The following is a 23,439-nucleotide window of genomic DNA, read 5'->3' on the forward strand; positions in this document are numbered from 1 at the left end:
ACTGACGGAAAACGTGCTGAAGCCACGCCTAATACGGAAATGATTCTTGTATCAGATGTGGATCTTGATTTGCTGAATGAACTGCATACGTATGGAAGCGTGCGCAATTTGCGCGACCGTCGCAACGACTTGTATGAATTGAAGATGAAAAAATAGTATCAGGTTGTCAGTTATAAGAATCCCCTTGTTCCGGTTTTGTTGCTGAAGCTGTATCTCCGAATTCGATTTACAGGATTCTGGAAATACAGTTTGAGAACAGGAACAAGGGGATTTTGCGTTGCGGGCAATGTATAATAGTTGCGCTCGCCCGGTCTTTAATAGAGATTCTCGTTCCAGTCAAACAACCATTCCGCATCTTTCAGACGGGGATGATGTTTGTCTTTTTCCGAGAGAATGACCTTGTCTGCGGGAATCTGCCAGTCAATACCCAGATCGGGATCATCCCATGCAATGGCACCTTCGCTTTGAGGTGCATAGAAGTTGTCGCATTTATACTGGAAGACCACCTCGTCTGTCAGTACGCTGAAACCGTGGGCAAATCCGCGTGGAACGAAGAATTGACGGTGATTTTCTCCCGTGAGTTCCACTTTCACGTATTGTCCGAAAGTAGGAGATCCGCGACGTATATCAACAGCTACATCAAGTACGGCGCCCTGAATGACACGAACCAGCTTGCTTTGTGTGAAAGGTGGCTTCTGGAAATGAAGTCCGCGCACTACTCCGTAAGACGATTTGCTTTCATTGTCCTGTACGAAATGGATTTCGCGTACCTCTTCATTAAAAGTGCGCTGGGAAAAAGATTCAAAAAAGTATCCGCGGTCATCTCTGAAGATTCTGGGCTCCAGGATAAGAGGGCCTTCGATAGAGGTTTTGATAATATTCATTCTGTTAATCCAGATTAGGTTTGTCTGTATGTTTTAGTTCATCAATCACTTTCAGCAGGTATTGTCCATACTGGTTTTTCAGCATAGGCTGAGCCAGCTCGCGCATTTTTTCTGCGGTAATCCATCCTTTCCGGTAGGCGATTCCCTCCAGACAGGCCACTTTCAGTCCCTGCCGTTTCTCGATCACTTCGATATAAGTGGATGCTTTGGCCAGTGAGTCGTGCGTACCCGTATCCAGCCAGGCAAAGCCGCGTCCCAGTGTCTGTACCTTCAGTTCGCCGTCGGCCAGGAAACGCTGGTTGACCGAAGTGATTTCCAGTTCGCCGCGTGCCGAAGGTTTGATACTTTTGGCTACTTCCACGACCTTGTTCGGATAGAAATACAGTCCGGTTACCGCATAGTTTGATTTGGGGTGCTGCGGCTTTTCTTCGATGGACAGGCAGTTGCCGTCCTTGTCAAATTCAGCTACGCCGTAGCGTTCCGGGTCACTTACCCAGTAGCCGAATACCGTTGCTTTCTGTTCTTCTTCAGCCATGCGGACAGCTTCGCGCAGCATGACGGTGAAGCTGTTGCCGTGGAAGATGTTGTCGCCCAGAACCAGACAGGCTGCATCGTTGCCGATGAACTGTTCTCCGATGAGGAAAGCCTGTGCCAGTCCGTCAGGAGAGGGCTGTTCTGCATATTCAAAGCGTACGCCGAAGTCACTGCCGTCGCCCAGCAGCCGGCGGAATCCCGGCAGGTCGTGCGGGGTAGATATGATAAGTATCTCGCGGATACCGGCCAGCATCAGCACCGATATCGGATAATAAATCATGGGCTTGTCGAAGATGGGGAGTAATTGCTTGGAAACTCCTTTGGTGATGGGGTAAAGGCGTGTGCCTGAACCTCCGGCTAAAACAATACCTTTCATTGTCGTTCAGAATAAAAATGATTTATGTATACAAAGAAAGAAAGTTTTTTGTAAAGAGGCAAAGTTTTCTGCCGGAAACTCAGGGTTTGACGAAATTTCCTTATTTTTGTCCGGAGAATAAAAAAATGACTGAATGGACAAGAAACACTTTTTGGTTGCGGCAATGTGTCTGATGGCTCTTGCCGGATGTACACAGAAAACCGAACTCCCCGAGAATCCGAAGGATCAGGAGGAATACCGGGATGCACAGGGAAACAGCTGGATTTACAATGCCATGCTGATGCGTTGGGCTTTGATGCCTTCTCTGGCCAATGGCCTGACCACGACTCATTACTATTATCCCAAGTCCGGTTCGTGGACCGATGCAAACGGAACTCGTGTTCATGCTCCTGAGGGCGTCAAGGTACGCACGTCGGCAGCTTCGGGTGCGAAATCCAGCGGAAAGGTGTTCGGCACAACGCATCGTTCGGGCAGTGTGCATGCATAAGGAAAGGAGTATGTATGGAGAGAGTACCTGTTGTACCCCGTTCCGGCTATCGGGAGAAAATTGAAGCTTTGGGATTTGATTTCCATGGCGATTACTGGCGCGAGGAAGCATGTTATCATTTTACGGCCCGTGAGATAGAGCAGCTGGAAACGGCTACTGCTGAGGCTTACCGGATGTATTGTGAGGCTGCTGCTTATCTGATAGAAGAAAAGCCGGAGTGGATGGAACGTGCGCTCGGACTGCCTCGTGAAGTATGCGAGCGGATCCGTGATTCCTGGGATGCCGATGAACTCAGTCTTTATGGCCGTTTTGATTTTCTGCTCGACCGGAACGGAATTCCGAAGATTCTGGAGTTTAATGCCGATACACCGACTTCCTTGCTGGAAGCATCCGTGATCCAGTGGCAGTGGAAGGAAGATGTCTGTCCGCAGTATGACCAGTACAACGGCATTCACGAAGGACTGGTGCAATCGTGGAAGGATATTTTCCCGGAAGGAGGAGCGATACATTTTGCCGGTGTGCTGGATAACTCAGAAGATACGGGCACGCTGCAATATCTGGCCAGTACGGCCATGGAAGCGGGTTTTTCGACCCGTGTACTCGATATGAATGATCTGGACCTGCAAGACGGCATTTTTCATGATCCCAGCGGAGATGTAGTGAAGCGTTGCTTTAAATTGTATCCCTGGGAATGGATGGCCGATGAAAGTCCTGCCGGATGTCTGGCTGACGTAACGTGGGTTGAACCTGTCTGGAAGCTGGTCATGTCAAATAAGGCTATTCTTTGTACCCTGTTCGAACTGTTTCCCGATTCTCCCTATGTGCTGCCTTGTTACCTGTCCCGTCCCCAGTCTGGCTTATATTGCAAGAAGCCTGTCTTTTCACGCGAAGGACATAATGTAAGTATGCTGGAGATTCACGATTGGGAAGAGCGGATCCGCTTGCCGGAGACGGAAGGGGAATACAATACAGGAGCTTATGTTTATCAGCAATATGTGGAACCGACCGTCTATCAGGGCCGTTATCCGGTGATCGGTTCCTGGATTGTGGGGGGCGAGCCGGCGGGAATCGGTATTCGCGAAAACCGTTCCGAGGTAACGGATAATCTTTCAGAATTTGTTCCCCATATCATTGTCGGCTAATATGTTTCGGGCTTTGAAAAAACGTTTCGGCGTTTTCATTAAAAGCCCGAATTCTTTTGCTTAAAACGTCCCGACGTTTTTAAAAAAGCCCGAGGCCTTTCATTTGTTCTCCGGTTTCCTGTCAGATTATTGGGCCTGTTGGATGATGATCCGTTAATCTATTTTACACAACTGTAAAGTTTCGTTACACTTGCAGACCGTGCCAGAAATTATAATCTTCCGATGATCAGCAGATTATATTTCTGGCACGGTCGTTGTTTCCTGTAAGGTAGAAAATGGACATATGATGAAAAGAAAAATAATGATTTGGACAATAGGAATGGGGCTGAGTGCGGCAGTGATGGCACAGGAACCTTTGTCACTGCATGCCTGCATGGAATATGCAGTGGCACATTCCACGAAGAAAATCATACAGGACGCTTCTTATGCCGATGCGCTGATTGAAAGAAGGGATGCAATTCTGAAGGCTTTTACTCCGACCGTTTCTGCGGGAACTTATGCTTACAGTAACTTCGGGCGTGCAGTCGATCCGGAAACAAATACTTACATCAGCAGCACTTCCTTCAACAATGGTTATTCGGTCAGTGGTAGCATTACTTTGTTTGATGGCTTTTCTGCCTTGAACAACATCCGGATTTCCAACATTGCTGTGAAGATGGGGATTTCCGAAGAACAGAAAGTTGAGGATGAAATCTGTCTGGCTGTGATGGAAGCTTACTATAATGTATTGTTCCATTCCCAGATGGTAGCTGTAATGAAATCACGGATAGAGGAAGCCCGTGAAAACGTAACTCTGGTAAGGAGAAAACTGGAGCTCGGACAGAAGGGACGTGCCGATGTGGTGCAGATGGAAGCGGATCTGGCTGACCGGGAATATCAGCTGATCAATTCCATGAACCAGCGGGAAGATGCCTTGCTTTCCCTGAAAGCTCTGATGCTCTGGCCGATGGAAGATACACTGGCTGTAGATATGTCGGCAGTAAAGGAACCGTTTACCGGAACAGATAACTGCCTGGAGTCGGTGGCGGAAATAGCCGGATTTGCCCGTGAGAATCATCCTTCAGCCCGCATTGCCAAAGGAAAGATGGAGCAGGCCCGTTATGAACTGAAAACAGCCCGCTGGCAGTTTCTTCCTTCTCTGTCACTGAGCGGGGGATGGTCGACCAGCTATTATACTTATCCCGGGCGGACGGATTATACAGCAGTTCCTTTTGCTTCCCAATTCCGGAACAACGGAGGTGAATATGTTCAGTTGAGTTTGTCGTTTCCTTTGTACGACCGGCTTTCCCGTTTCTCCAGCCTGTCTAAAAAGAAGAACGGTCTGCGGCGTATGCAGGCCGAGTATGAACAGACTTTACACGATATTGAGTCGGAAGTAACCCGGGCTGCACAGGACAGTCAGGGAGCTCTGGCTGCATTCTTTCAGGCAGAGAAACGCTCGATGGTACAGGAAGAGGCCTATCGCCTGAATGAGAAAAAGCTGATGCAGGGACTGATTTCTCCGATAGAATTCCGGACAGTCCTGAATGATTATCTGAATGCACAGGCAGAACTGCTGAATGCCCGTTTCCAGTATCTGCTGAAAAGCAGCGTAGTCAAGTATTATCAGGGAATCAGTTATTTGAATCAATAAAACACAGATACTTATGGATCGGAAAATAGAATCAAAAAAAGGAATAGCACAATTGTTCAGTAAAAAGAAACTTCCTTACTGGCTGGGGGGACTGGTGGTTGTCTTCGTAGCTTATCTCCTGTTGCGGAGCGACTTGCGTACCTTTCGGGTCAATGCTGATACGCTTACGGTCAGTGAAGTGATTTCGGGTGAGTTCAACGATTATATCCGGGTGAGCGGGCAGGTACAGCCGATGACGACCATTCAGGTCAGTCCGCTGGAGTCGGGAGTCGTACATGAGATTTTTCTGGAAGAAGGAGCGCAGGTTAAAGCTGGCGATAAGATCCTGGAGCTGAAGAACGAAAATCTGGATATGCAGATTCTGAACTCAGAAGCAGATCTGGCCGAGAAGGAAAACCTGTTGCGGAATACGCTGATTTCCATGGAGCAGGAAAAACTGAGTGTACATCAGGAAATGTTGCAGCTGGAAACAGATGTCAAGCGGAACCGCCGGGCCTATGAAGCCCAGAAGCAGCTTTATCAGGAAGAGCTGATTGCCAGGGAAGAATATCTGCGGGCAGAAGAGGACTATGATCTGGCGAAAAGCCGGCTGGAACTGGTGAAGAACCGGGCCGTTCAGGACAGTCTGTACCGGAATATTCAGGTGAAGCAGATGCAGGAAAGTCTGAGTAACATGCGGGTGAACATGCAGATGATCCGCCGTCGCAAGGAACATCTGATTCTTACGGCACCCATAGACGGCGAGCTGGGACTGCTGGATGTCGTTCTGGGGCAGTCCGTTTCTTCCGGCATGAAGATCGGACAGATCAATAACCTGAGTAGTTATAAAATCGAGGCTCAGATTGATGAACATTACATCGACCGGGTAATGCCCGGATTGGAGGCTCAGTTTGAACGTCAGGATGAATCATATCAGGCTGTGATCCGGAAAGTCTATCCGGAGGTGAGAGACGGTAAATTCAAGGCCGATTTCAAATTCGACGGCACACTTCCGGAAAATATCCGTACCGGACAGACGTATAGTCTGAACTTGCAGTTAGGACAGCCGGAGGAAGCGGTAATGATTCCCCGGGGCACTTTTTATCAGAAAACCGGTGGGCGTTGGATTTATGTCGTAACCGAAGATGGCTCGAAAGCCTATAAGAGGGAAATCCGTATCGGAAGGCAAAATCCTCAGTATTACGAGGTACTGGAAGGGCTTGAGCCGGGTGAGGAGGTGATTACTTCCGGTTATGATAATTTGGGAGACAATGATTGCCTGATATTGAAACGATAAAAAAGGAATGGGAAAATGTAAAACGAATAAATGGAATGACAATTATGATTAAAGTAACAGATCTTAGTAAAATTTTCCGTACAGAAGAAATTGAAACAACAGCATTGAACGGTGTGTCCTTCGAAATCAAGGAAGGTGAATTTGTAGCCATCATGGGACCTTCCGGGTGTGGCAAGTCTACTTTGCTGAATATTCTGGGACTGCTTGACAATCCTTCGGGCGGAAGTTATGAACTGATGGGACAGGAAGTGGCTAAGTTGAAGGAACGGGACCGTACGAGATTCCGTAAAGGAAACATCGGTTTTGTGTTCCAGAGTTTTAATCTGATTGATGAACTGAACGTGTTTGAGAATGTGGAGCTTCCCCTGAAATATCTGAATATAGGAGCCGGCGAACGGAAACGGCGGGTTACGGAAATCCTGAAGCGGATGAATATCAGTCACCGTGCCCAGCATTTCCCTCAACAGCTGTCCGGTGGTCAGCAGCAGCGTGTGGCAATTGCGCGTGCCGTCGTTTCAAATCCCAAACTTGTACTGGCCGATGAACCTACCGGTAATCTTGATTCCAGAAACGGTAAGGAAGTTATGGATTTGCTGACGGAACTGAATTCGGAAGGAACGACCATTGTGATGGTAACTCACTCACAGAAGGATGCCTCGGTGGCTCAGCGTACAATCAATCTGTTTGACGGGCAGATTGTCAGTGATGTCAGAAATGAACTGTAAAAGACTTGAGTTATGAAGAAGAGAAACTGGATATTGAAAGTCTTCTCGCTGGGGGTTGGTCTGGCAATTGGCTGTGTCTTGATTGCCAAAGTATGCTTTGAATCCGCGTATGATAGCTTTTATAAAGATATAGACCGGATTTATATCATCAAGACCGGAGTTTCCAGGCAAGGAGCAGTAAATGATTTTAATCAGATTAGTGGTGGAGTTGCACCCGGATTCAAACAATATGTACCCGGTGTGGAATATGCAACCCGCACGACTTTCTTGTTTGAAAGCGATAAATACTATACGGAAGACAGGCGGCAGGTTTCCGGCAAGTTGGTTCTGGCAGATACTTCTTTTTTCCATGTATTCGACCGGAATATTCTGGAAGGAGATCCGGTTCAGGTCCTGTCGCAACCACGAATGGCGATGGTAAGCCGTTCGTTTGCCGAGAAGATGGGAGGCATTGATAAAGCTGTCGGACAAGTTCTTTATAACGAAGATGCGTCCGGCTGGAAATTTACGGTCGGTGGTATTTATGAAGATTTCCCGGAAAATGGAAGTCTGGATTACGATCTGTTGCTTTCTATGGAATCATATAATAAATGGAGCCGGGAGAATTGGTTGGGAAACGACCGCTATGTCGGTTTTGTCAAGTTGGAAGCAGGAGTTGATCCGTCTTCCCTGACGGATGCGATCCATTCAATGCAGGAAAAGAACCAGCCTTTGGAAGAACTGGAAAAAAGCGGGAGTAAGATCTGGTATTATCTGTCGGCTTTTGATAAGCTGCATACTTCCGATCCGCAGGTGCGGAATATGATTGTCATTCTTTCGATTGTTTCGTTGGTTCTGCTTCTGATTTCGTTGATGAATTATATCCTCATCACGATCTCGGAAATGGTAAGCCGGTCGAAAGAGATTGGAGTTCATAAATGTTATGGTGCAGGCCGCTGGGATATCTATAAGATGTTGTGTAAAGAAACGATGAAAGTGTTGCTGATGGCACTGGGGTTCTCCGCAGTTCTCGTTTGGGCTGCCAAACCATTGGTTGAAGATTTGCTGGGAGCGAGTCTGAGAGCTCTCTTCATTCCTGAAACCATTGGCGTATTGATCGGAGTCATATTCCTGTTGTTTCTGGTTTCTACGATTGTTCCCGGTTATTTGTATGATAAGATTCCGGTCGGTGTAGCTTTCCGGAATTACCGTGAGAACAGACGGAAATGGAAACTGGCCCTGTTGTGGGTACAGTTTGCGATCAATATCTTTCTGGTGTGCTTCATGTTTGTCATTGCTGCCCAATACGACAAGGCTTTGAACGACAGACCGGGATATACTTATGAGAATGTTCTTTATTATAATGTCCGGGGTGTGGATCAGTTACAGGCGAGCCGAAGCATTGCTGCCATTTCGTCGAATCCGGAAGTGGTTGATGTGGAACGCTGTTACGGGCTTCCTTTCGATTATTGTTCGGGAAATAATATTTATCTGCCGGGGGATGATCGGGAATTGTTTAATATTGCCGACCAATATGCCGGAACGAAAGGATTTTTCGATTTCTTTGAGATTCCGATGCTGGAAGGACGTGTACCGGAGACTATTCAGGAAGTCGCTGTAAGCCGGAAGTTCGTAGAGAAGATGAAGGAGTTTGCCGACTGGAAGGACGGTGCGATAGGTAAAGAAATTTATGTAACGGAACATTCTGATTCATCGGGGATGAACCAGGGAATTCTGACAATTACAGGAGTCTATGAAGATTACCGGATCGGATTGTTGACGCGTAATGATGAACGTCCCAGCATCCGGTTTACGGCAGATCCGGAGCTGTATGCAGATTTTATGCCTTATGTATTAATCAAGGTAAAACAGCTGACTCCTGAAGTCATATCGGAAATCCAGAAAGATGTACAGAAGGAAATTACCGGAAAAGATATAGAAATATTTTCGTACAAGCAGGTGATGCAAAGCATGTATGACGATAACCGGAAGATGAAGAATACAATTCTGATCGGCAGTCTTTTTTCTATTGTAATAGCTTTCCTGGGCCTGATCGGCTATATCCGTGATGAATCGCAACGGAGAAGTAAAGAAATTGCTATCCGTAAGATCAATGGAGCTACCTCTTCAGAAATTCTTTCTCTTTTTGTCAGTGAAATCATGAAGTGGGTACTGGCAGCAGCCATAGTGGGTGACCTGGCAGCGTATTATGTTTCCGGTTTGTGGCTGGAGCAATTCTCCGAGAAGGTGACTGTTTCGTTGTGGTATCTGCTGGCTGCCGATCTGATCGTTGCGTTGATTGTAGCCGTCACCGTGGTGATAAACAGTTTGCAGATCACCCGTGCCAATCCGGTCCTTTCGCTGAAGAGTGAATAATTTGTTTGTGTTATCTGTAAAATTTGTCTTACAATGAAAAAAGTAGTCTTGATACTATGGTTATTGGTATTGGGGAATATAGGTATGAAAGCTGAATTCAGGCATATCGTCCGGGTTGATAAAAAAGTAAGTGAATTGAAAGATACAATTGATTTATCATCTCCATTAGGTGCATTTACAGCGTCTGCCTATATGCAGGTGAAAGGAAATGATTCTGTTTGCTTTGATAAAATCTATACATTCCGTTTTTGTCCGTTGGGCAAAAGTTATCAAAACCGTAAAGTACGACCAGAAGTAAAAGAGGAAATATTGAACCGGGAAGTGAAGCAGGTCGTCTACTACAATGATTCTGTTGCAGGGGTGATTTCCACATTTGAGGGCTGGGGAGATGAATATGGGTATATGCTGACCGGTTCGGTCTTTGAGAATGGCAGATGGGTAAATGCCGGAGAACAACCTGTGAAATCGATTGAGGAAGGTCAGCTCTGGTTAAAGGAAAAGTTGGCTCCTACTTTAGACCGGTATGCGAAATATACTTCTCATATCTCGCATGTATCAACAGATACGACGGCCTTTATCCGTTATATCCAGTCACATGGCCGGGAGCCGGAAGAATTCCTTTTGGAGGCCCTGAAGCAACATCGGATTGTCCTATATGGAGAACATCATTTTTATAAGCCTTCCTGGGATCTGATGAAACGGCTGATCCGAAGGCCTGAGTTTCCGGAGACCGCCGGGACTGTTTTCCTGGAGATGAAAACAGGGAATCAGGACCGTATCAATCAATTCATGAATGGAGAAAAGCTGGACAGACAATTGCTTTTGGATATTTTGGGCGGTGATTATCAGTATGGCTGGAATGATAAAGGAATGTATGAGTTCCTGATAGCTCTTTGGGAGGTTAATCAAAAATTATCTCCGGCAAAGAAAATACGGGTCATCTTTCCTGATTTTGGTCTGTCATGGCTGGATATTCAAACAGAGGATGATGTTAAACGCTGGGAAAGATATACATTTCAGGATCGGGATACCTGCATGGCTGATATGACCGAGAAGATAATTCGGGAAAATCAGAACTCACGGGGACATTTGTTTATAGTGGGCGGTAATCATGCCTGCAAACATGCCAATGGCGTTCCAAGTCTGGGTAATCTTCTGAAGCAGAAATTTTCAGACGAAGAAGTGTATGCTGTAAAACTTCATACGGTATGGGGTGATAACTCGGGCAATGTCTTTGGAAAAGTGAGGAAAGGTTTGTTTGATTTTGTCTTTCGGATGAATGGAAACAAGCCGGTGGCCTTTGCTCTGGCCGATTCTCCTTTTGGACGTGAGCCATGTGATTTTGAGCTGGAGTATCAGGGTGTTCCCATTGCCGGTACGTTTGAGGAAAATTTTGATGCTTATGTTTTTCTTCAGCCGCTGGAAATGGATAAAGTCGGATATTTTCTGGTAGAAGAAATGTACACGGACTCGTTTGTTGATGAAATAAAGCGCAGATGTAAATTGTCAGGAGATAAATATCCATATAGAGGATTACGGTTGGAAGACTTCACGAAAGAATGGAGAATTAACCAGCTTAATGGGATAAAGGATGAAAAGAGATATCCTATGTTTGAATAACTTTTTCAAGAAGCGGGCAACACAAACGAACTATATATAAATGAACAGCCTTATGGAAATATATAATAACATCAAAACCTTGGTCCGGAAATATCCGATACCGGTTATACTTAATATAATGGGTCTGGTACTGGCTTTTACAGCTTTCATCATGATTATGGCTTATGTCCGTTTTGAATGGAATTTTGACAGATGCTATCCGAAATCGGATTGTATCTTCAAAGTGGATATGCCGAAAGTTTCTTTCTTCCGTTCCATTCTTCCAACGGGCTATGCCGAGTCGATTATCCATTCTTCGGCTCATGTGAAAGCGGGCACTATGTTTTGTCCGTATGGGGGTGAGGCTTATCTGACAGTGACGGAGGCTGATGGTAACCGGGAAGGCTATAAACATAAAGTGAATCTGGTGAGTCCTGATTTTTTCGATGTCTTTGGTATCGAAGTGCTTGAAGGCTCCCGTGATGCTTTGTTGAAACCGAATCAGCTGGTGATTCCTGAAAGTCTGGCTAAAAGGATGTTCGGGGAAGAATCACCTGTCGGCAAACCGGTGCGGATGGAGTCGAAGTCGGCTTATTTTCTGCAGCTTTCCGACTGGCAGGTGGGAGCGGTTTATAAAGACGTGCCTGGCAATACCCAGTTGGATAACAATATTCTGGCTCCTATACCGGAATCTTTATTGGGATCATTCGACTGTTCCAATTTTGTCTGCTATTTACGCCTGGATGATCCGGGAAATGCTTTACTGGTAGAAGATGAGTTTAACCGAAAATTTGATTTTGTCCGCTATCCCTATCTTAGCCCAATTCATCTGACTGCGCTTCAGGATATTTACTTTAATGAAAACGAGATAGAGACTCAAGTGTTTAAATTGGGCGACCGTATGCAGAGTTATTTATTGATTCTTATTGCGGTTCTGATAGTCTTTGTGGGAATGTTCAACTTTATCAACTTTTATATATCTCTCATGCCTTTGCGGTTGCGTGGAGTCAATACGCGGAAGATTTTGGGAGCAACGGTTGGAATGCTTCGTTTGGAACAGGTGCTGGAGGTGGGCTGCTTAGTCGGGCTGACCAGTCTGGTAGCTGTCGGATTAAGTTTTCCTGCTTCCGGATGGTTTGTCGGGTTGGGTATTATCCAGGAACCGGTTTCGATGGAAAGTGACGGGTGGCTTTGTGCGGTTACTGTATGCGGGGCTTTGCTGGTAGGGATGGTAGCAGGTCTTTATCCTGCTTATTTTGTGACATCTTTCCCGACGGCTCTGTTGCTGAAAGGAAACTATGGCCTGACACCTTCTGGCCGGAGAATCAAAAGCGTTCTGCTGGTAATTCAATATGCCATTGCATGTTCATTAATGGTTTTCATAGCCTTTGTTTATTTGCAGAACCGGATGATGATGCATTCCAGTACGAAGTTTGACCAGGATCAGCTGGCGATCGTTGAACTGACAAGTGAGATGGCCGGGAAGCAGAGTTCCTGGTTGCAGGAGACACTGCGGCAGTATCCGGAGGTAGAAGATGTGGCTTTTGCAACTGAATATGTCGGTGGGCAGGATTCTTATTCTACCTGGGGAATGAAATGGAAAGGTGAGGAGGCTGAAACTTATCGGATCTGGTGCTCTCCGAATTTCTTTGATGTGATGGGAATCCGCATTATTGAAGGACGTAATTTTACCGGTGACACGGATTCAGGATATATCATCAATGCTTTTTTGCGCGATCATTATGGAGTCGGTATCGGTCCTCTCAATGACCTGGATGGAGAGATTGTCGGCATTTGTGAGGAAGTGGCATTTACTTCGGCCCGGAAGGAGAAAGTTCCGATAGTCTTCTCTGTATCATCTTCTTCTTCGCATAATTTGCCGATCGTTTACATCCGGCTGAAAAAAGGTTTTGATGCCGTAACAGCCGTGACACATATCCGGCAGACGGTTGCCAGAATGGATGCAGCTTATCCGGTGGAAGTTAAATTCTATGATCAGTTACTGAATTCTCTCTATCAGAGGGAAGTCCGGTTCGGGACCATCCTTTTATGTTTTTCCTTGCTGGCGGTTGTTCTGTCACTGGTCGGCGTGTTTGCTTTGGTAATCTTTGACATATATTACAAGCGGAAGGAAATTGCTTTGCGGAAAGTGTTTGGAGCTGAATTTACCGATATTATAGGCTTAGGTCTTAAACCTTATTTCTGGCTTGTCTGTATCGCTTTTGCGCTGGCACTTCCTTTTTCATGGTGGATGGTTTCTGACTGGTTGGGCAACTTTGCCTTCCGCATACCGGTTACGCCTGTTGTCTTTATCTTGGTTTTTATTCTGATGCAGATTCTTACGGCAGTGCTTGTGTCTGTGATGTATGCTACGATAGCCCGTGAAGTACCGCGTGACAGTCTTTCTGCTGAATAGTATATATAAGGTGGGGAAGCCGTTTGCCCTATGCTGTAATCCGATCATTCTAATTGATAGTAGAGTAATAAAGTTAGAAGGAAAAGAAACAAAAGACGATGAGGATTATCTGAAAATTCCTATTTTTGAAAGATAAAAAGAGAAACAGACCATGATGAGTAAAGGAAAGATATTGGTTGTAGATGATAATTCAGGCATTCGGGCAGCCTTGAAGATTTTATTGCCCAAATATTTTAATGCAGTGGAACTGCTTGCTTCTCCGGCGGCAATTCATGCATGTTTGCGTGATTTCCGTCCGGATGTAGTTCTGCTGGACATGAACTTTGAGACTGATACCAATACGGGAAACGAGGGATTATTCTGGCTTTCGGAAATCAAGCGGATCAGTTCACAGACCGAGGTGGTACTTTTTACTGCTTATGCGGATATTGCCTTGGCGGTGGAAGGAATGAAGCGGGGTGCTTTTGATTTTATTGTGAAGCCGTGGGACAATGAGAAACTGGTTTCCGTGTTGCAGGCTGCATGCGATAAGGTGGTTCAAAAGTCCGGGAAGACCGGAAAAACTGTTGCTAAAGAAACGGAATCTTCCGCTGTGGCGAAAATGTACTGGGGAGAAGGATCGGTTATGTCCGGAATCCGCCGTACGGTGGAAAAGATTGCTCCAACGGAAGCCAGTGTCCTGATTACCGGCGAAAACGGAACCGGAAAAGATGTGCTGGCAGCAGAAATTCACCGTTTGTCTGACCGGGGGCTGAAGCCGATGGTTTGTGTCGATGCCGGAGCGATTACTGAAACATTATTTGAAAGTGAACTGTTCGGACATGTAAAAGGTGCTTTTACTGATGCATATGCCGATCATGTGGGAAAGATGGAACAGGCGAATGGAAGCACACTCTTCTTGGATGAGATCGGAAATATTCCTTTGCACCTTCAGGCGAAACTGCTTCGGGTTCTTCAGAACCGTTCGGTAACGAAAGTAGGAGATACACATCCGGTACCGGTTGATATCCGGCTGATTTGTGCAACGAATAAGAATTTGGAGGAAATGGTGCGCAACGGAACATTTCGTGAAGACCTTTATTATCGCATCAATACCATTCGTCTTGAATTGCCGCCGTTGCGTGAGCGGCAGGATGAAATTCTTCCACTGGCGAAACTCTTCATAGCCCGTTATGCAGAGAAATATCATCGTCCGGTGACAGGAGTGACCGGTGCGGCGGAAAAACTTTTGGTTTCCAGCCGCTGGAACGGAAATATCCGGGAACTTCAGAACGGTATAGAGAAGGCGGTTATTCTGGCTGATGGGGAGTTGCTGGATGTGGAGGATTTTCATTTGTCTTCATCTCCAGCTTCCGAATCGGAGGCTTCCCAAGGCGAAGAGACTCTCGAAATGGTGGAAGAAAGAGCGATCCGGGCCGCAATGAGCCGTTTTAACGGAAACCTGACGCATGTGGCAAAGTCACTTAATGTCAGTCGTCCTACGTTGTATGCAAAACTGAAGAAGTACAATATCTGATATGAATAGTCCGACACTTATACTTATTCTTCTGGCCATCGCTGTGGTTTCGGCTATAGTTTCCAGAGCTTATTTTCTCCGGAGGATTTATCGTAAACTGAATTATATGCTGGATGCTTTGGAAGACAAGGAGACGAATTTTCATTTCAGCGAAGAGAAGTTCTGGTATCGCCGTTTTAACCGGACATTGAATCGGATTCATGTTTTGTACGACCGGGAGCGTCAGGAAATAGCCGAACAGGAAAAGTATTATGGTTGGATGCTGGAGCAGGTACATACTGGAATTGTTGTGGTGGAGTTGTCTGAGAAGCGGAAAGGGCAGGTGGTTTACAGCAATTCTTCGGCCCTGAATCTGCTGGGGCTGGCTACATTGAGCCATGTTCGCCAGCTGCGGTCTGTAAGTGCAGAACTGGAAGATGCTTTCTGGAAAGTCTCTACCAACAGCGAACAGCGAAGTCTGTTTTATAACGAACAGGGAAAAATTGCAGTGTCTATTTCAGCATCAGAGGCTTTGCTTCAGGGGGAGCGGGTGAAAATTATAGCTCTGAATGATATCACGGGGGAGATGGTACACAATGAAGAACTTTCATGGAACAGGCTGATCCGGGTACTTACACATGAGATTATGAATACGGTAACTCCGATTGCTTCATTGAGTCATACTCTCTCGCAGGAAGTGGGAGATACGGACCGGTCAGACCGGATCGACTGGAAAGAACTGAAACTGGGACTGGATACCATAGCCAGTTCGTCTGACGGTTTGATTAAATTTGTCAATACGTACCGGAGTCTGACCCATGTTTCAGCACCTGTCAAGAAACCTTTTTTCGTACGTGAACTGATTGATAAGGTGGAACATCTTACGCGGGAGTCTGTTCATCAGGCTGGGGCTGTTTTTCTGTATGAGGAGAAATCCGATGACATCCTTTTGTATGCTGATGAGAATCAGTTGTCGCAGGTTTTTGTCAATCTGGTGAAAAATGCCTTGCAGGCTGGAGCAACCAAAATAAAGATTACGGCAGAAATTGATTTTGCCGAAACGATAAAGATTGCTGTTTCAAACAATGGCCGGCCGATCAGTGCGGAGAGTCAGGAAGAAATTTTCGTTCCGTTCTATACAACCAAGCAGGAAGGCACCGGTATCGGTCTGAGTCTTTCCCGGCAGATTATGCGTTTGCATAACGGTACGCTGACACTTGCACGCAGCGATCAGCGGATGACTACTTTTCTCCTGCATTTCAAATAAAATACAGATATAAAAAAGATACTCCCGGCAATCTCTATTGCCAGGAGTATCACAACACAAAAACTAAACTAGACTTAACTAAACTATTCTAATAAGGAAGTTTCACAACTTCCACTTATTATGTACAGCACAAATATAGGTGTTAAATTAATTCCTTGCAAAATAAAGTGCAAAAAAAATGAACTTTTTGCGCATTATTTTGTTTACGCTACAAACATCTTTCAAATAATATGTTCGTTAACATAAATTTGTAGCTCTTGCTTGTAGCTGTCTGAAATAGGAATGTATTCTTTTCCGAAAACAATGCGTCCTTTATCAATCATTTTGATTTTCTGTTTTTGTACGATAAAAGAACGGTGGACACGGATAAAACGGTCTGCCGGTAGCTTTTCTTCCATGGCTTTCATGCTCACCAGGGAAAGAATCGGACGCGGGTTGTCTTCGATATGGATCTTGATATAATCTTTCAGGCCTTCAATGTAAAGTATTTTGTCCAGTTCTATCTGAACCAGTTTGTAATCGCTTTTCACATAGATATAATCGTTGATAACAGCGGGTGAGGAGACCGCAGGCTGATTGTTTCCTTCTGCTTTCCGCCGTAATTCAAACCATTGGATGGCTTTATTGACTGCTTCCATGAAATCGTTATAGCTGATGGGTTTAAGCAGGTAGTGGAGTGCATTCACCTTGTAGCCGTCTAACGCATATTGGCCGAAGGCAGTCGTAAAGACGATCCGTGTACTTTCCGGAATCATGCGTGAAAATTCCAGTCCGCTTAATTCAGGCATCTGAATGTCCAGAAAAAGTAAGTCAACAGGTTGCTCGGAAAGTGCCTGCATGGCTTGAATGGCGCTTGAGTAGCGTCCGCAGAGTTCAAGGGATGGAGTTTTTCGTACGTAGCTTTCCAATAGTCCTAAAGCCAGAGGTTCATCATCTATGATAGCACAACGTAGGTTCATATTCGTTATTCTTTTTAAGTGGTTACCGTAATTGAGGAATAATATTCTTTTTGGTCTTCACTAAGGTTGCATTCCCATTTGTACCGTCCGGGGTAGAGCAGTTCCAGCCTTTTCTGCACTTGTTCCAGTCCGATGCCGGAGCCGCTTTTGTCATTCTCATTCTTGGGGTAATTGCTGTTGCGTATGACGCAATTTACCTGTCCGTCCTTTTCAGTCAGGCTGATGTGGATAAAGCTGTGATTAGTCGGAGAGATTCCATGCTTGAATGCATTTTCAATCAGTGAGATGAAAATAAGCGGTGCAATAGGAGTCTGACTGTCAGGCTTGATGTCAAAATGAGTTTCGATATCTACGTCTTCGGTCACTCGTATGCGCATCAGTTCAATGTAATTGCAAATGAATCCCACTTCCTTGCAAAGCGGAACGTATTTTTCCTGATTGTCATACAGGACATAGCGTAACAGGCGGCTGAGTTCCTGGACTGCTTGCTGGGCCTTGTCTGTATCGAAGGCAATCAAGGCATAGATGTTGTTCAGGGTATTCAGCAAAAAGTGAGGATTCAACTGGTTGCGCAGACTTTTCAGTTCAGCTTCCATCCGGCTCTTCACGGCTTCTCTTCGGGCTGCTTCCGCTTCGCTCCATCGGATACTCATGCGGATGGCTACGCTGAGTCCTACAGTAAATACCAGACTGGCAATATCACGCAGATAGAAAATGAAGACAGGTGGACTGGGGCGGAACTGTTGGGGAGGAGGGGGCATGTAAATGCCGTGCCACGCCCGCAGTAGTACTGCGAATACAAGGATCGTCAGCAGGTTCAGGAGCAGAAACTGCTTCAGGTGATTGCGAAAAAGGATACGGGGTATGTAGAGAAAATAATTGATGTAGAAGATGACAAAGAAGGATGCAGGGACAAGGGAATGATGTAGAAATGCATTCCAGTCGATGGTTCCGTTGTCACGTTGGGTGAAGAACAGCGAGAATCCAAAGAACATTCCCCAGCAGATGGTATGAATGATAAACTCGAATGGCCGGCTTGTGGTTTCGTTGACGGATTTCATGGGTATATGAGATGTTAACATGAACAAAGATAGTGATTTCTTTTAAAAAAAGGTCTGGCCGCGAGGGATAGTTTTGTAATGGAGAAGCACAAATCTACCACGATTCGCAACCGGACCAGGAAACCAAAGTTATGAAGAACAAAGTTGTTCCAGGTTTATTAAATTTATTCGTAGCGCAAAGCCTCGATCGGATCCTGGTCGGCTGCCTTCTTGGCCGGATACCATCCGAAGAACACTCCGGTCAGGGTACATACGGCAAACGAAAGCAAGACGCTCCAGGGTTGGATAAATACCGGCCAGTGAGCCACACTCTTGATAATGAAGGATGCTCCACATCCCAGTATGACGCCAATCAGACCTCCGGTGATACTGATCAGGATGGATTCGATCAGGAACTGGGACAGGATGTCTATGCCTCGTGCTCCTACTGACATTCGGAGTCCGATTTCACGGGTACGTTCAGTTACGCTCACATACATGATATTCATGATACCGATACCACCTACAATCAGTGAAATTCCTGCAATACAGGCCAGCAGGGTGGTCATCAGATCGGTTGTCGTGTTCATCATGGAGCTGAGTTCCTGTTGGGTACGGATGGTGAAATCGTCATCATCCTCTTCTTTCAGTTTGTGCTCACGTCTCAGGATAGTAGTGATCTCGTCTACGGCTTCTTCCGTCATGTCTTCAGTCAGAGCTGAGGCAAAGATACCACTCAGATAGGTCTGGGCGAGCAGACGTTTCATTACTGTTGTGTAAGGAGCCAGTACCACGTCATCCTGGTCTTGTCCCATGGAGTTGTATCCTTTGGATTTCAGGACTCCGATCACACGGAGAGGAACCTGATTGCATCGGATGATTTTTCCGATAGGATCACTGCCGTCAGGAAACAGGTTGTCTACAATTGTTTTTCCAATGACACAGACTTTACCTGCAGTCCGGATATCTTCTTCACTGAACATTTCGCCCTGTTCTACGGAGAGCTGACGGATGGTGAGATAGCCGATACTTACGCCGCTGACGGAAGAAGGATAGTTGTTGGCTCCGGAAATCAGCTGTCCGGATGCGGAGACATTCGGGCTGATGGCAGAAAGGTACATGCATTCTTCGCTCAGGGTTTCATAGTTTTCCAGCTTCAGCGTTTGCATGGATGAAGGGTCCTGCCGTACACCGCCTCGCATTTCAGCCCCGGGATGGATCATGATCATGTTTGATCCCATCTCGGAAATCTGTTTTTGAATGCTTCGCTTGGAGCCTTGTCCGATAGCCAGCATGGCAATCACTGAGGCAACACCGATGATGATACCCAGCATGGTGAGGAAAGCCCTCATCTTGTTGTTGGCCAGTGCGCGAAGCGCTATTTTGAATAGGTTTGTTCCGTTCATATCGTCTTATATATAATAAGGTGTATTAATCGTCATCGTTCTTTGGCAGTGCTGCGAGTGCTTCAGCTGCCGAAAGAATGTGATCGTTGGTTTTGTCTTCAATCACGTGTCCGTCCCGTAACCGGATATTACGACTGCTGTAAAGGGCCAGGTCTGGATTGTGTGTGACGAAGATGATGGTACGTCCTTCCGCATGCAGTTTCTGGAACAATACCAGAATTTCGAAAGAGGTACGTGTATCCAGGTTACCGGTTGCCTCATCCGCCAGAATAACGGCCGGATTGTTGACCAGTGCGCGGGCAATGGCTACACGTTGCATCTGTCCTCCTGACATCTGGTTTGACTTGTGTTCCAGGCGGTCTCCCAGGCCGACGGCCATCAGGGCATCGATAGCCCTGCGGCGACGCTCGGCTGCTGATACGGATGAATTGTACATCAGCGGAAGTTCTACATTCTCTACGGCTGTTGTTTTGGGCAGCAAGTTATAGTTCTGGAATACAAAACCAATCTTTCTGTTACGAAGAATTGCTCGTTGCGGTTTGCTCATCGTGCGTACGGATACGCCGTCGAGCAGATATTCACCACTGGTGGGAGTATCCAGACATCCCAGTGTATTCAGTAAGGTGGACTTACCGGAACCGGATGTTCCCATGATGGTGACAAACTCTCCTTCCCGGATGGAGAAAGAAACGCCACGCAAGGCATGTACCGTTTCATCTCCCACCTGGAAGTTTCGTTTGATATTTTGGAGTTCAATTACAATCTTGTTCATGGCTGTTCCTTATTTATTTTTCTTTTTGTCTCTTCCCGGAGGGCCTGGCATGAACGGATTCTGTTCACCACCATTTTCCCCGGCTGCCATTTCGGGCATTTCGCTCTTGACAATGGTTTCAGTCACAACCTGTGAGCCTTCGGCAATTCCTTCCAGAATTTCCGTGTTACTGCCGTCGCTCATACCAATCTTCACCGGATGTGCTGTAAAGCCTGTTGCATCGAGTGTCCATACTTTATGCTGTGCCTGGCAGTCCTGAATCTTAAGACCTTTGGCCAGTGTCTTTTCCGGAGTGAAGCGTAAAGCCTTGTTCGGAACTGTCAGTACGTTCTCACGGGTATCTGTATAGATGGTGACATTGGCAGTCAAACGCGGTTTCAGTTTCAGATCCGGATTGTCTGCTGTGATGACGACTTCATATGTTACAACAGTCTCGCTGCTGGTTGTGGAGCTGCTGCTTGAGGTACTGTTTGTACTTCCCAGACGAATCTGATAAACTCTGCCTTCGAATACGTCGTCAGGATAAGCATCGACGGTAAATGTAACTCTGGCACTGTCTTTCACTCCGGCAATGTCTGCTTCGTCTACATCGGCCACTACCTGCATTTTCGTCAGATCGGCTGCAATGTTAAAGAGGGTCGGGGTCTCGAATCCGGAAGCGACGGTCTGTCCTTCTTCAACGTCCCGGCTGGTTACAACTCCGTCAATCGGTGAAGTAATGGTAGCATACGACAGGTTTCTTTCAGCTTTTGCCAGTCCGGCTTTGCTTTCCTCATAGGAACTCTTCGCGCGCTGGTAGTTGTAAAGATTCTGTTCGTACTCTGTATCGCTGATCAGTTGCTTTTCGTGCAAAGTCTTGTTACGGTCATACAACTTTTTCTGGTATTCATATTCGGCCTTTGCTCCGTCGTAAGTGGCTTGTGCCGACTGTAAATCGCTGAGCAATGTCACCTTATCCATCTCAGCAATGAGCTGTCCGCGTTTGACTACTGAATTGTAGTCAACATAGATTTTGTCGATAATACCGGAAACCTGTGTTCCGACCTGTACTTCAGTTACAGGTTCAATAGTACCGGTTGCTGTAATGGAATTACTGATATTTCCTCGTTTTACTGCTGTAGTGGAGAAGTCTACTTTATTTTGAGCTTTGGGGCTTCCGAATATCCAGTATCCTCCGGCTGCGATGACGATGACAGCCAAAGACGTGATAATAGTTTTTTTCTTATTCATAATTTGGATTTTTGAAACAGACTCGTTGAATGGATTATAGTTTGATTTCCTGTCCTGCATAGAAGTTCAGCAATGTGCGATCCAGAATGGCCATATATTTAGCCTGGACACGTTCCTGCCGGGCACTTTGCAGGTTGTTTTTCTCAGTCAGCAGCTCGACGGTATTTTTCATACCCAGATTGAATTGTTCACTGACCATGTCAAAGCTGGTCTGACTGCTTTTTACTTTGCTTTCAGCCGCAGCATATTGCTGTTGCGCGTTGAGGGCATCCAGCCATAAAGTTTCAATGGTGGTGTAAAGTTCCTTTTGCTTGTTGACCAGGTCCAGTTGCGTTGTTGAGTATTGTATCTTGGCTTTCTGGACGTTTGTCTTGTTCTGACGATTGTCAAAGATAGGAATACTCAGGCTGACACCGATTGTGTTGTTCCATCCGTATTTCATCTGTTGGGCCCAGTTGTTCTGACTGGCATTGTTGGTCATGCTGGAGGTTGAGGCCGACAGACTGATACTTGGATAATATCCGGCTTTGGCCGTTGAGATTGCCAGTTTGGCATTATCAATGCTGAGCTTTCCGCTCTGGATTTCAGGACGGGTGTTCAGCGCTGTCTGATAAATGTCCTGCTGGCTGGGAAGCAACTCCATGACATGTTCATCATTGAGTTCCGGCAGTACCAGATCCATTTCTTCAGTACCATCCAGTTCCAGCAGCTGCTTCAGCTGGAGTTTGTAGTTTCTCAGGGAGCTTTCGGCTGTAACCAGTTGATATTGATCGTTGCTTACCTGTGATTCCAGCTGTGCAAGGTCAGCTTTTGATATGCTGCCTTCTTTGAATAACTCTTTGCCTCGTTCGTAAGTTGCCTGGCTTACTTCCAGTGTTCCTTTGTTGATCTCTACGGATTCATCAGCATAGAGGATCTGGATAAAGATCTTGGCAATTTCTTCCTGAAGCATGTTTTCAGTTTCTTCTACTGTCAGGTTTGCAATGTCACGGTTAGTCTTTTGCTGTTTGATGTTATTCAGTCTTTTTCCTCCGTTCCAGAGTGTCCATTGTGCATTCAGACTGTAACTGCCGTTGTAAGTGGTTTTGCTGTCACTGCTGATGATCTCGCTGCCGCTTACGGTTGCACTGTTCTCTTGATAGGGACGGTTCACGATATTGTGTCCCGTACTGAACGATAAGCTGGGAAAGAGAGCTGCCCGGGCACTTTTGATGTCGATTTCACTTTCTTCCAGCGAGAGCTTATTCTGCTGCAACTGAATGTTCTTTTCCAGAGCATAGTTGATGCAGTCGTTCAGGGTCCATTGCTTGCCTTCCTGCGCGGAAAGATGCAGGCTGGCTGCAAGAGTCGCAATTAAAAATAAACTTCGTTGTTTCATTGTTCCTTTGTTTTTATGACATTGCAAAGGTAATTCTCCTTATAGAGAAGTACAAAAGAGATGGATTTCCGGATATTTTTTCGGGATAAAGTGTTGTTTTTTCCCGATAAAGTGCTTCCTTTGTAATTATTATAAAAATAGATTATGATTAAAAAGAATATCATTAGCATTTATACCTTTTATCGTGACGGTTTTCGTGGAATGACGATTGGCCGGACACTTTGGGTTTTGATTCTGATCAAATTGTTTCTTATGTTCTTTGTCCTGAAGTTGTTTTTCTTTCCTTCTTTTCTGAAAGGGAAAGATCAGATGGAGAAACAGGAGTATGTAGGGAGTGAATTGATAGAAAGAGCTGACAGGAATTTGGAAGACTGATTGTTTAATAATTAATATTGATGTAGTATGTTGGAAAGTATCGACACTTCGATGATTGACTGGTCGCGTGCGCAGTTTGCCTTGACGGCC

General features: G+C 45.9%; 19 protein-coding genes and 1 pseudogene. 12 read left to right on the forward strand and 8 right to left on the reverse strand.

The genetic code is table 11. The features are described 5' to 3' along the window. Positions 1 to 156, forward strand: a pseudogene (locus BACCOPRO_RS18445) (carbon-nitrogen hydrolase); the annotation flags it as partial. Between the two features lie 158 nt (positions 157 to 314). Here the strand turns inward: BACCOPRO_RS18445 and rfbC are convergent. Together rfbC and rfbA are read right to left on the reverse strand one after the other, a co-directional pair. Continuing rightward, positions 315 to 884 (reverse strand): dTDP-4-dehydrorhamnose 3,5-epimerase, encoded by a 570-nt coding sequence (rfbC, locus tag BACCOPRO_RS02200; RefSeq protein ID WP_008140493.1) that lies wholly within the window; start codon positions 882 to 884, stop codon positions 315 to 317. Positions 885 to 888: 4 nt separating this feature from the next. Next, positions 889 to 1,794 (reverse strand): glucose-1-phosphate thymidylyltransferase RfbA, encoded by a 906-nt coding sequence (gene rfbA / locus BACCOPRO_RS02205; protein WP_008140494.1) that lies wholly within the window; start codon positions 1,792 to 1,794, stop codon positions 889 to 891. A gap of 133 nt (positions 1,795 to 1,927) precedes the next feature. Here rfbA and BACCOPRO_RS02210 point away from each other — a divergent pair, with 133 nt between their 5' ends. From BACCOPRO_RS02210 to BACCOPRO_RS02255, 10 genes are all read left to right on the forward strand, one after another. Then, positions 1,928 to 2,281, forward strand: coding sequence for a hypothetical protein (locus tag BACCOPRO_RS02210; RefSeq protein WP_008140496.1), 354 nt, complete (start codon positions 1,928 to 1,930; stop codon positions 2,279 to 2,281). A gap of 14 nt (positions 2,282 to 2,295) precedes the next feature. Next, the gene (locus BACCOPRO_RS02215; protein WP_008140497.1) at positions 2,296 to 3,423 is read left to right on the forward strand and encodes a glutathionylspermidine synthase family protein; all 1,128 of its coding nucleotides are present in this window, start codon (positions 2,296 to 2,298) and stop codon (positions 3,421 to 3,423) included. A 301-nt stretch (positions 3,424 to 3,724) separates the two neighbouring features. Then, the gene (locus BACCOPRO_RS02220) at positions 3,725 to 5,056 is read left to right on the forward strand and encodes a TolC family protein (protein WP_169306508.1); all 1,332 of its coding nucleotides are present in this window, start codon (positions 3,725 to 3,727) and stop codon (positions 5,054 to 5,056) included. A 13-nt stretch (positions 5,057 to 5,069) separates the two neighbouring features. Then, the gene (locus BACCOPRO_RS02225) at positions 5,070 to 6,332 is read left to right on the forward strand and encodes an efflux RND transporter periplasmic adaptor subunit (protein ID WP_008140499.1); all 1,263 of its coding nucleotides are present in this window, start codon (positions 5,070 to 5,072) and stop codon (positions 6,330 to 6,332) included. A 44-nt stretch (positions 6,333 to 6,376) separates the two neighbouring features. Then, positions 6,377 to 7,057 (forward strand): ABC transporter ATP-binding protein, encoded by a 681-nt coding sequence (locus BACCOPRO_RS02230; protein ID WP_040311106.1) that lies wholly within the window; start codon positions 6,377 to 6,379, stop codon positions 7,055 to 7,057. 12 nt (positions 7,058 to 7,069) lie between these two features. Then, positions 7,070 to 9,412: an ABC transporter permease gene (locus tag BACCOPRO_RS02235; protein WP_008140501.1), complete on the forward strand. Its 2,343-nt coding sequence runs from the start codon at positions 7,070 to 7,072 to the stop codon at positions 9,410 to 9,412. A 33-nt stretch (positions 9,413 to 9,445) separates the two neighbouring features. After that, on the forward strand, positions 9,446 to 11,032 hold the full coding sequence (locus BACCOPRO_RS02240) for a hypothetical protein (protein WP_008140503.1): 1,587 nt from the start codon (positions 9,446 to 9,448) through the stop codon (positions 11,030 to 11,032). A 52-nt stretch (positions 11,033 to 11,084) separates the two neighbouring features. Further along, positions 11,085 to 13,427: an ABC transporter permease gene (locus BACCOPRO_RS02245; protein ID WP_162231583.1), complete on the forward strand. Its 2,343-nt coding sequence runs from the start codon at positions 11,085 to 11,087 to the stop codon at positions 13,425 to 13,427. Between the two features lie 151 nt (positions 13,428 to 13,578). Beyond that, positions 13,579 to 14,943 carry a sigma-54-dependent transcriptional regulator gene (locus BACCOPRO_RS02250; protein WP_008140509.1) on the forward strand — a complete coding sequence of 455 codons (1,365 nt, stop codon included), beginning with the start codon at positions 13,579 to 13,581 and terminating at the stop codon, positions 14,941 to 14,943. A 1-nt stretch (position 14,944) separates the two neighbouring features. After that, complete coding sequence (locus BACCOPRO_RS02255) at positions 14,945 to 16,189, forward strand: sensor histidine kinase (protein WP_008140511.1); 1,245 nt, start codon at positions 14,945 to 14,947, stop codon at positions 16,187 to 16,189. 221 nt (positions 16,190 to 16,410) lie between these two features. On the opposite strand, the gene BACCOPRO_RS02260 is transcribed toward BACCOPRO_RS02255, so the two are convergent. From BACCOPRO_RS02260 to BACCOPRO_RS02285, 6 genes are all read right to left on the reverse strand, one after another. Further along, a complete protein-coding gene (locus BACCOPRO_RS02260; protein WP_008140512.1) occupies positions 16,411 to 17,148 on the reverse strand; it encodes a LytR/AlgR family response regulator transcription factor in 738 nt (245 codons plus the stop codon). 14 nt (positions 17,149 to 17,162) lie between these two features. Next, positions 17,163 to 18,209: a sensor histidine kinase gene (locus BACCOPRO_RS02265; RefSeq protein WP_008140513.1), complete on the reverse strand. Its 1,047-nt coding sequence runs from the start codon at positions 18,207 to 18,209 to the stop codon at positions 17,163 to 17,165. Between the two features lie 164 nt (positions 18,210 to 18,373). Then, complete coding sequence (locus tag BACCOPRO_RS02270) at positions 18,374 to 19,594, reverse strand: ABC transporter permease (protein ID WP_008140514.1); 1,221 nt, start codon at positions 19,592 to 19,594, stop codon at positions 18,374 to 18,376. Positions 19,595 to 19,619: 25 nt separating this feature from the next. After that, positions 19,620 to 20,366 (reverse strand): ABC transporter ATP-binding protein, encoded by a 747-nt coding sequence (locus BACCOPRO_RS02275; protein WP_008140515.1) that lies wholly within the window; start codon positions 20,364 to 20,366, stop codon positions 19,620 to 19,622. A gap of 9 nt (positions 20,367 to 20,375) precedes the next feature. Continuing rightward, positions 20,376 to 21,596, reverse strand: a complete 1,221-nt coding sequence (locus tag BACCOPRO_RS02280; protein WP_040311067.1) for an efflux RND transporter periplasmic adaptor subunit — start codon at positions 21,594 to 21,596, stop codon at positions 20,376 to 20,378. Positions 21,597 to 21,630: 34 nt separating this feature from the next. Beyond that, a complete protein-coding gene (locus tag BACCOPRO_RS02285; protein WP_008140517.1) occupies positions 21,631 to 22,974 on the reverse strand; it encodes a TolC family protein in 1,344 nt (447 codons plus the stop codon). Between the two features lie 144 nt (positions 22,975 to 23,118). Between BACCOPRO_RS02285 and BACCOPRO_RS02290 the strand changes: the two genes are divergently transcribed. Beyond that, positions 23,119 to 23,349 carry a DUF4492 domain-containing protein gene (locus BACCOPRO_RS02290; RefSeq protein WP_008140521.1) on the forward strand — a complete coding sequence of 77 codons (231 nt, stop codon included), beginning with the start codon at positions 23,119 to 23,121 and terminating at the stop codon, positions 23,347 to 23,349. Positions 23,350 to 23,439 lie beyond the last annotated feature (90 nt).

The organism is Phocaeicola coprophilus DSM 18228 = JCM 13818 (genome assembly GCF_000157915.1).
GTDB lineage: Bacteria > Bacteroidota > Bacteroidia > Bacteroidales > Bacteroidaceae > Phocaeicola > Phocaeicola coprophilus.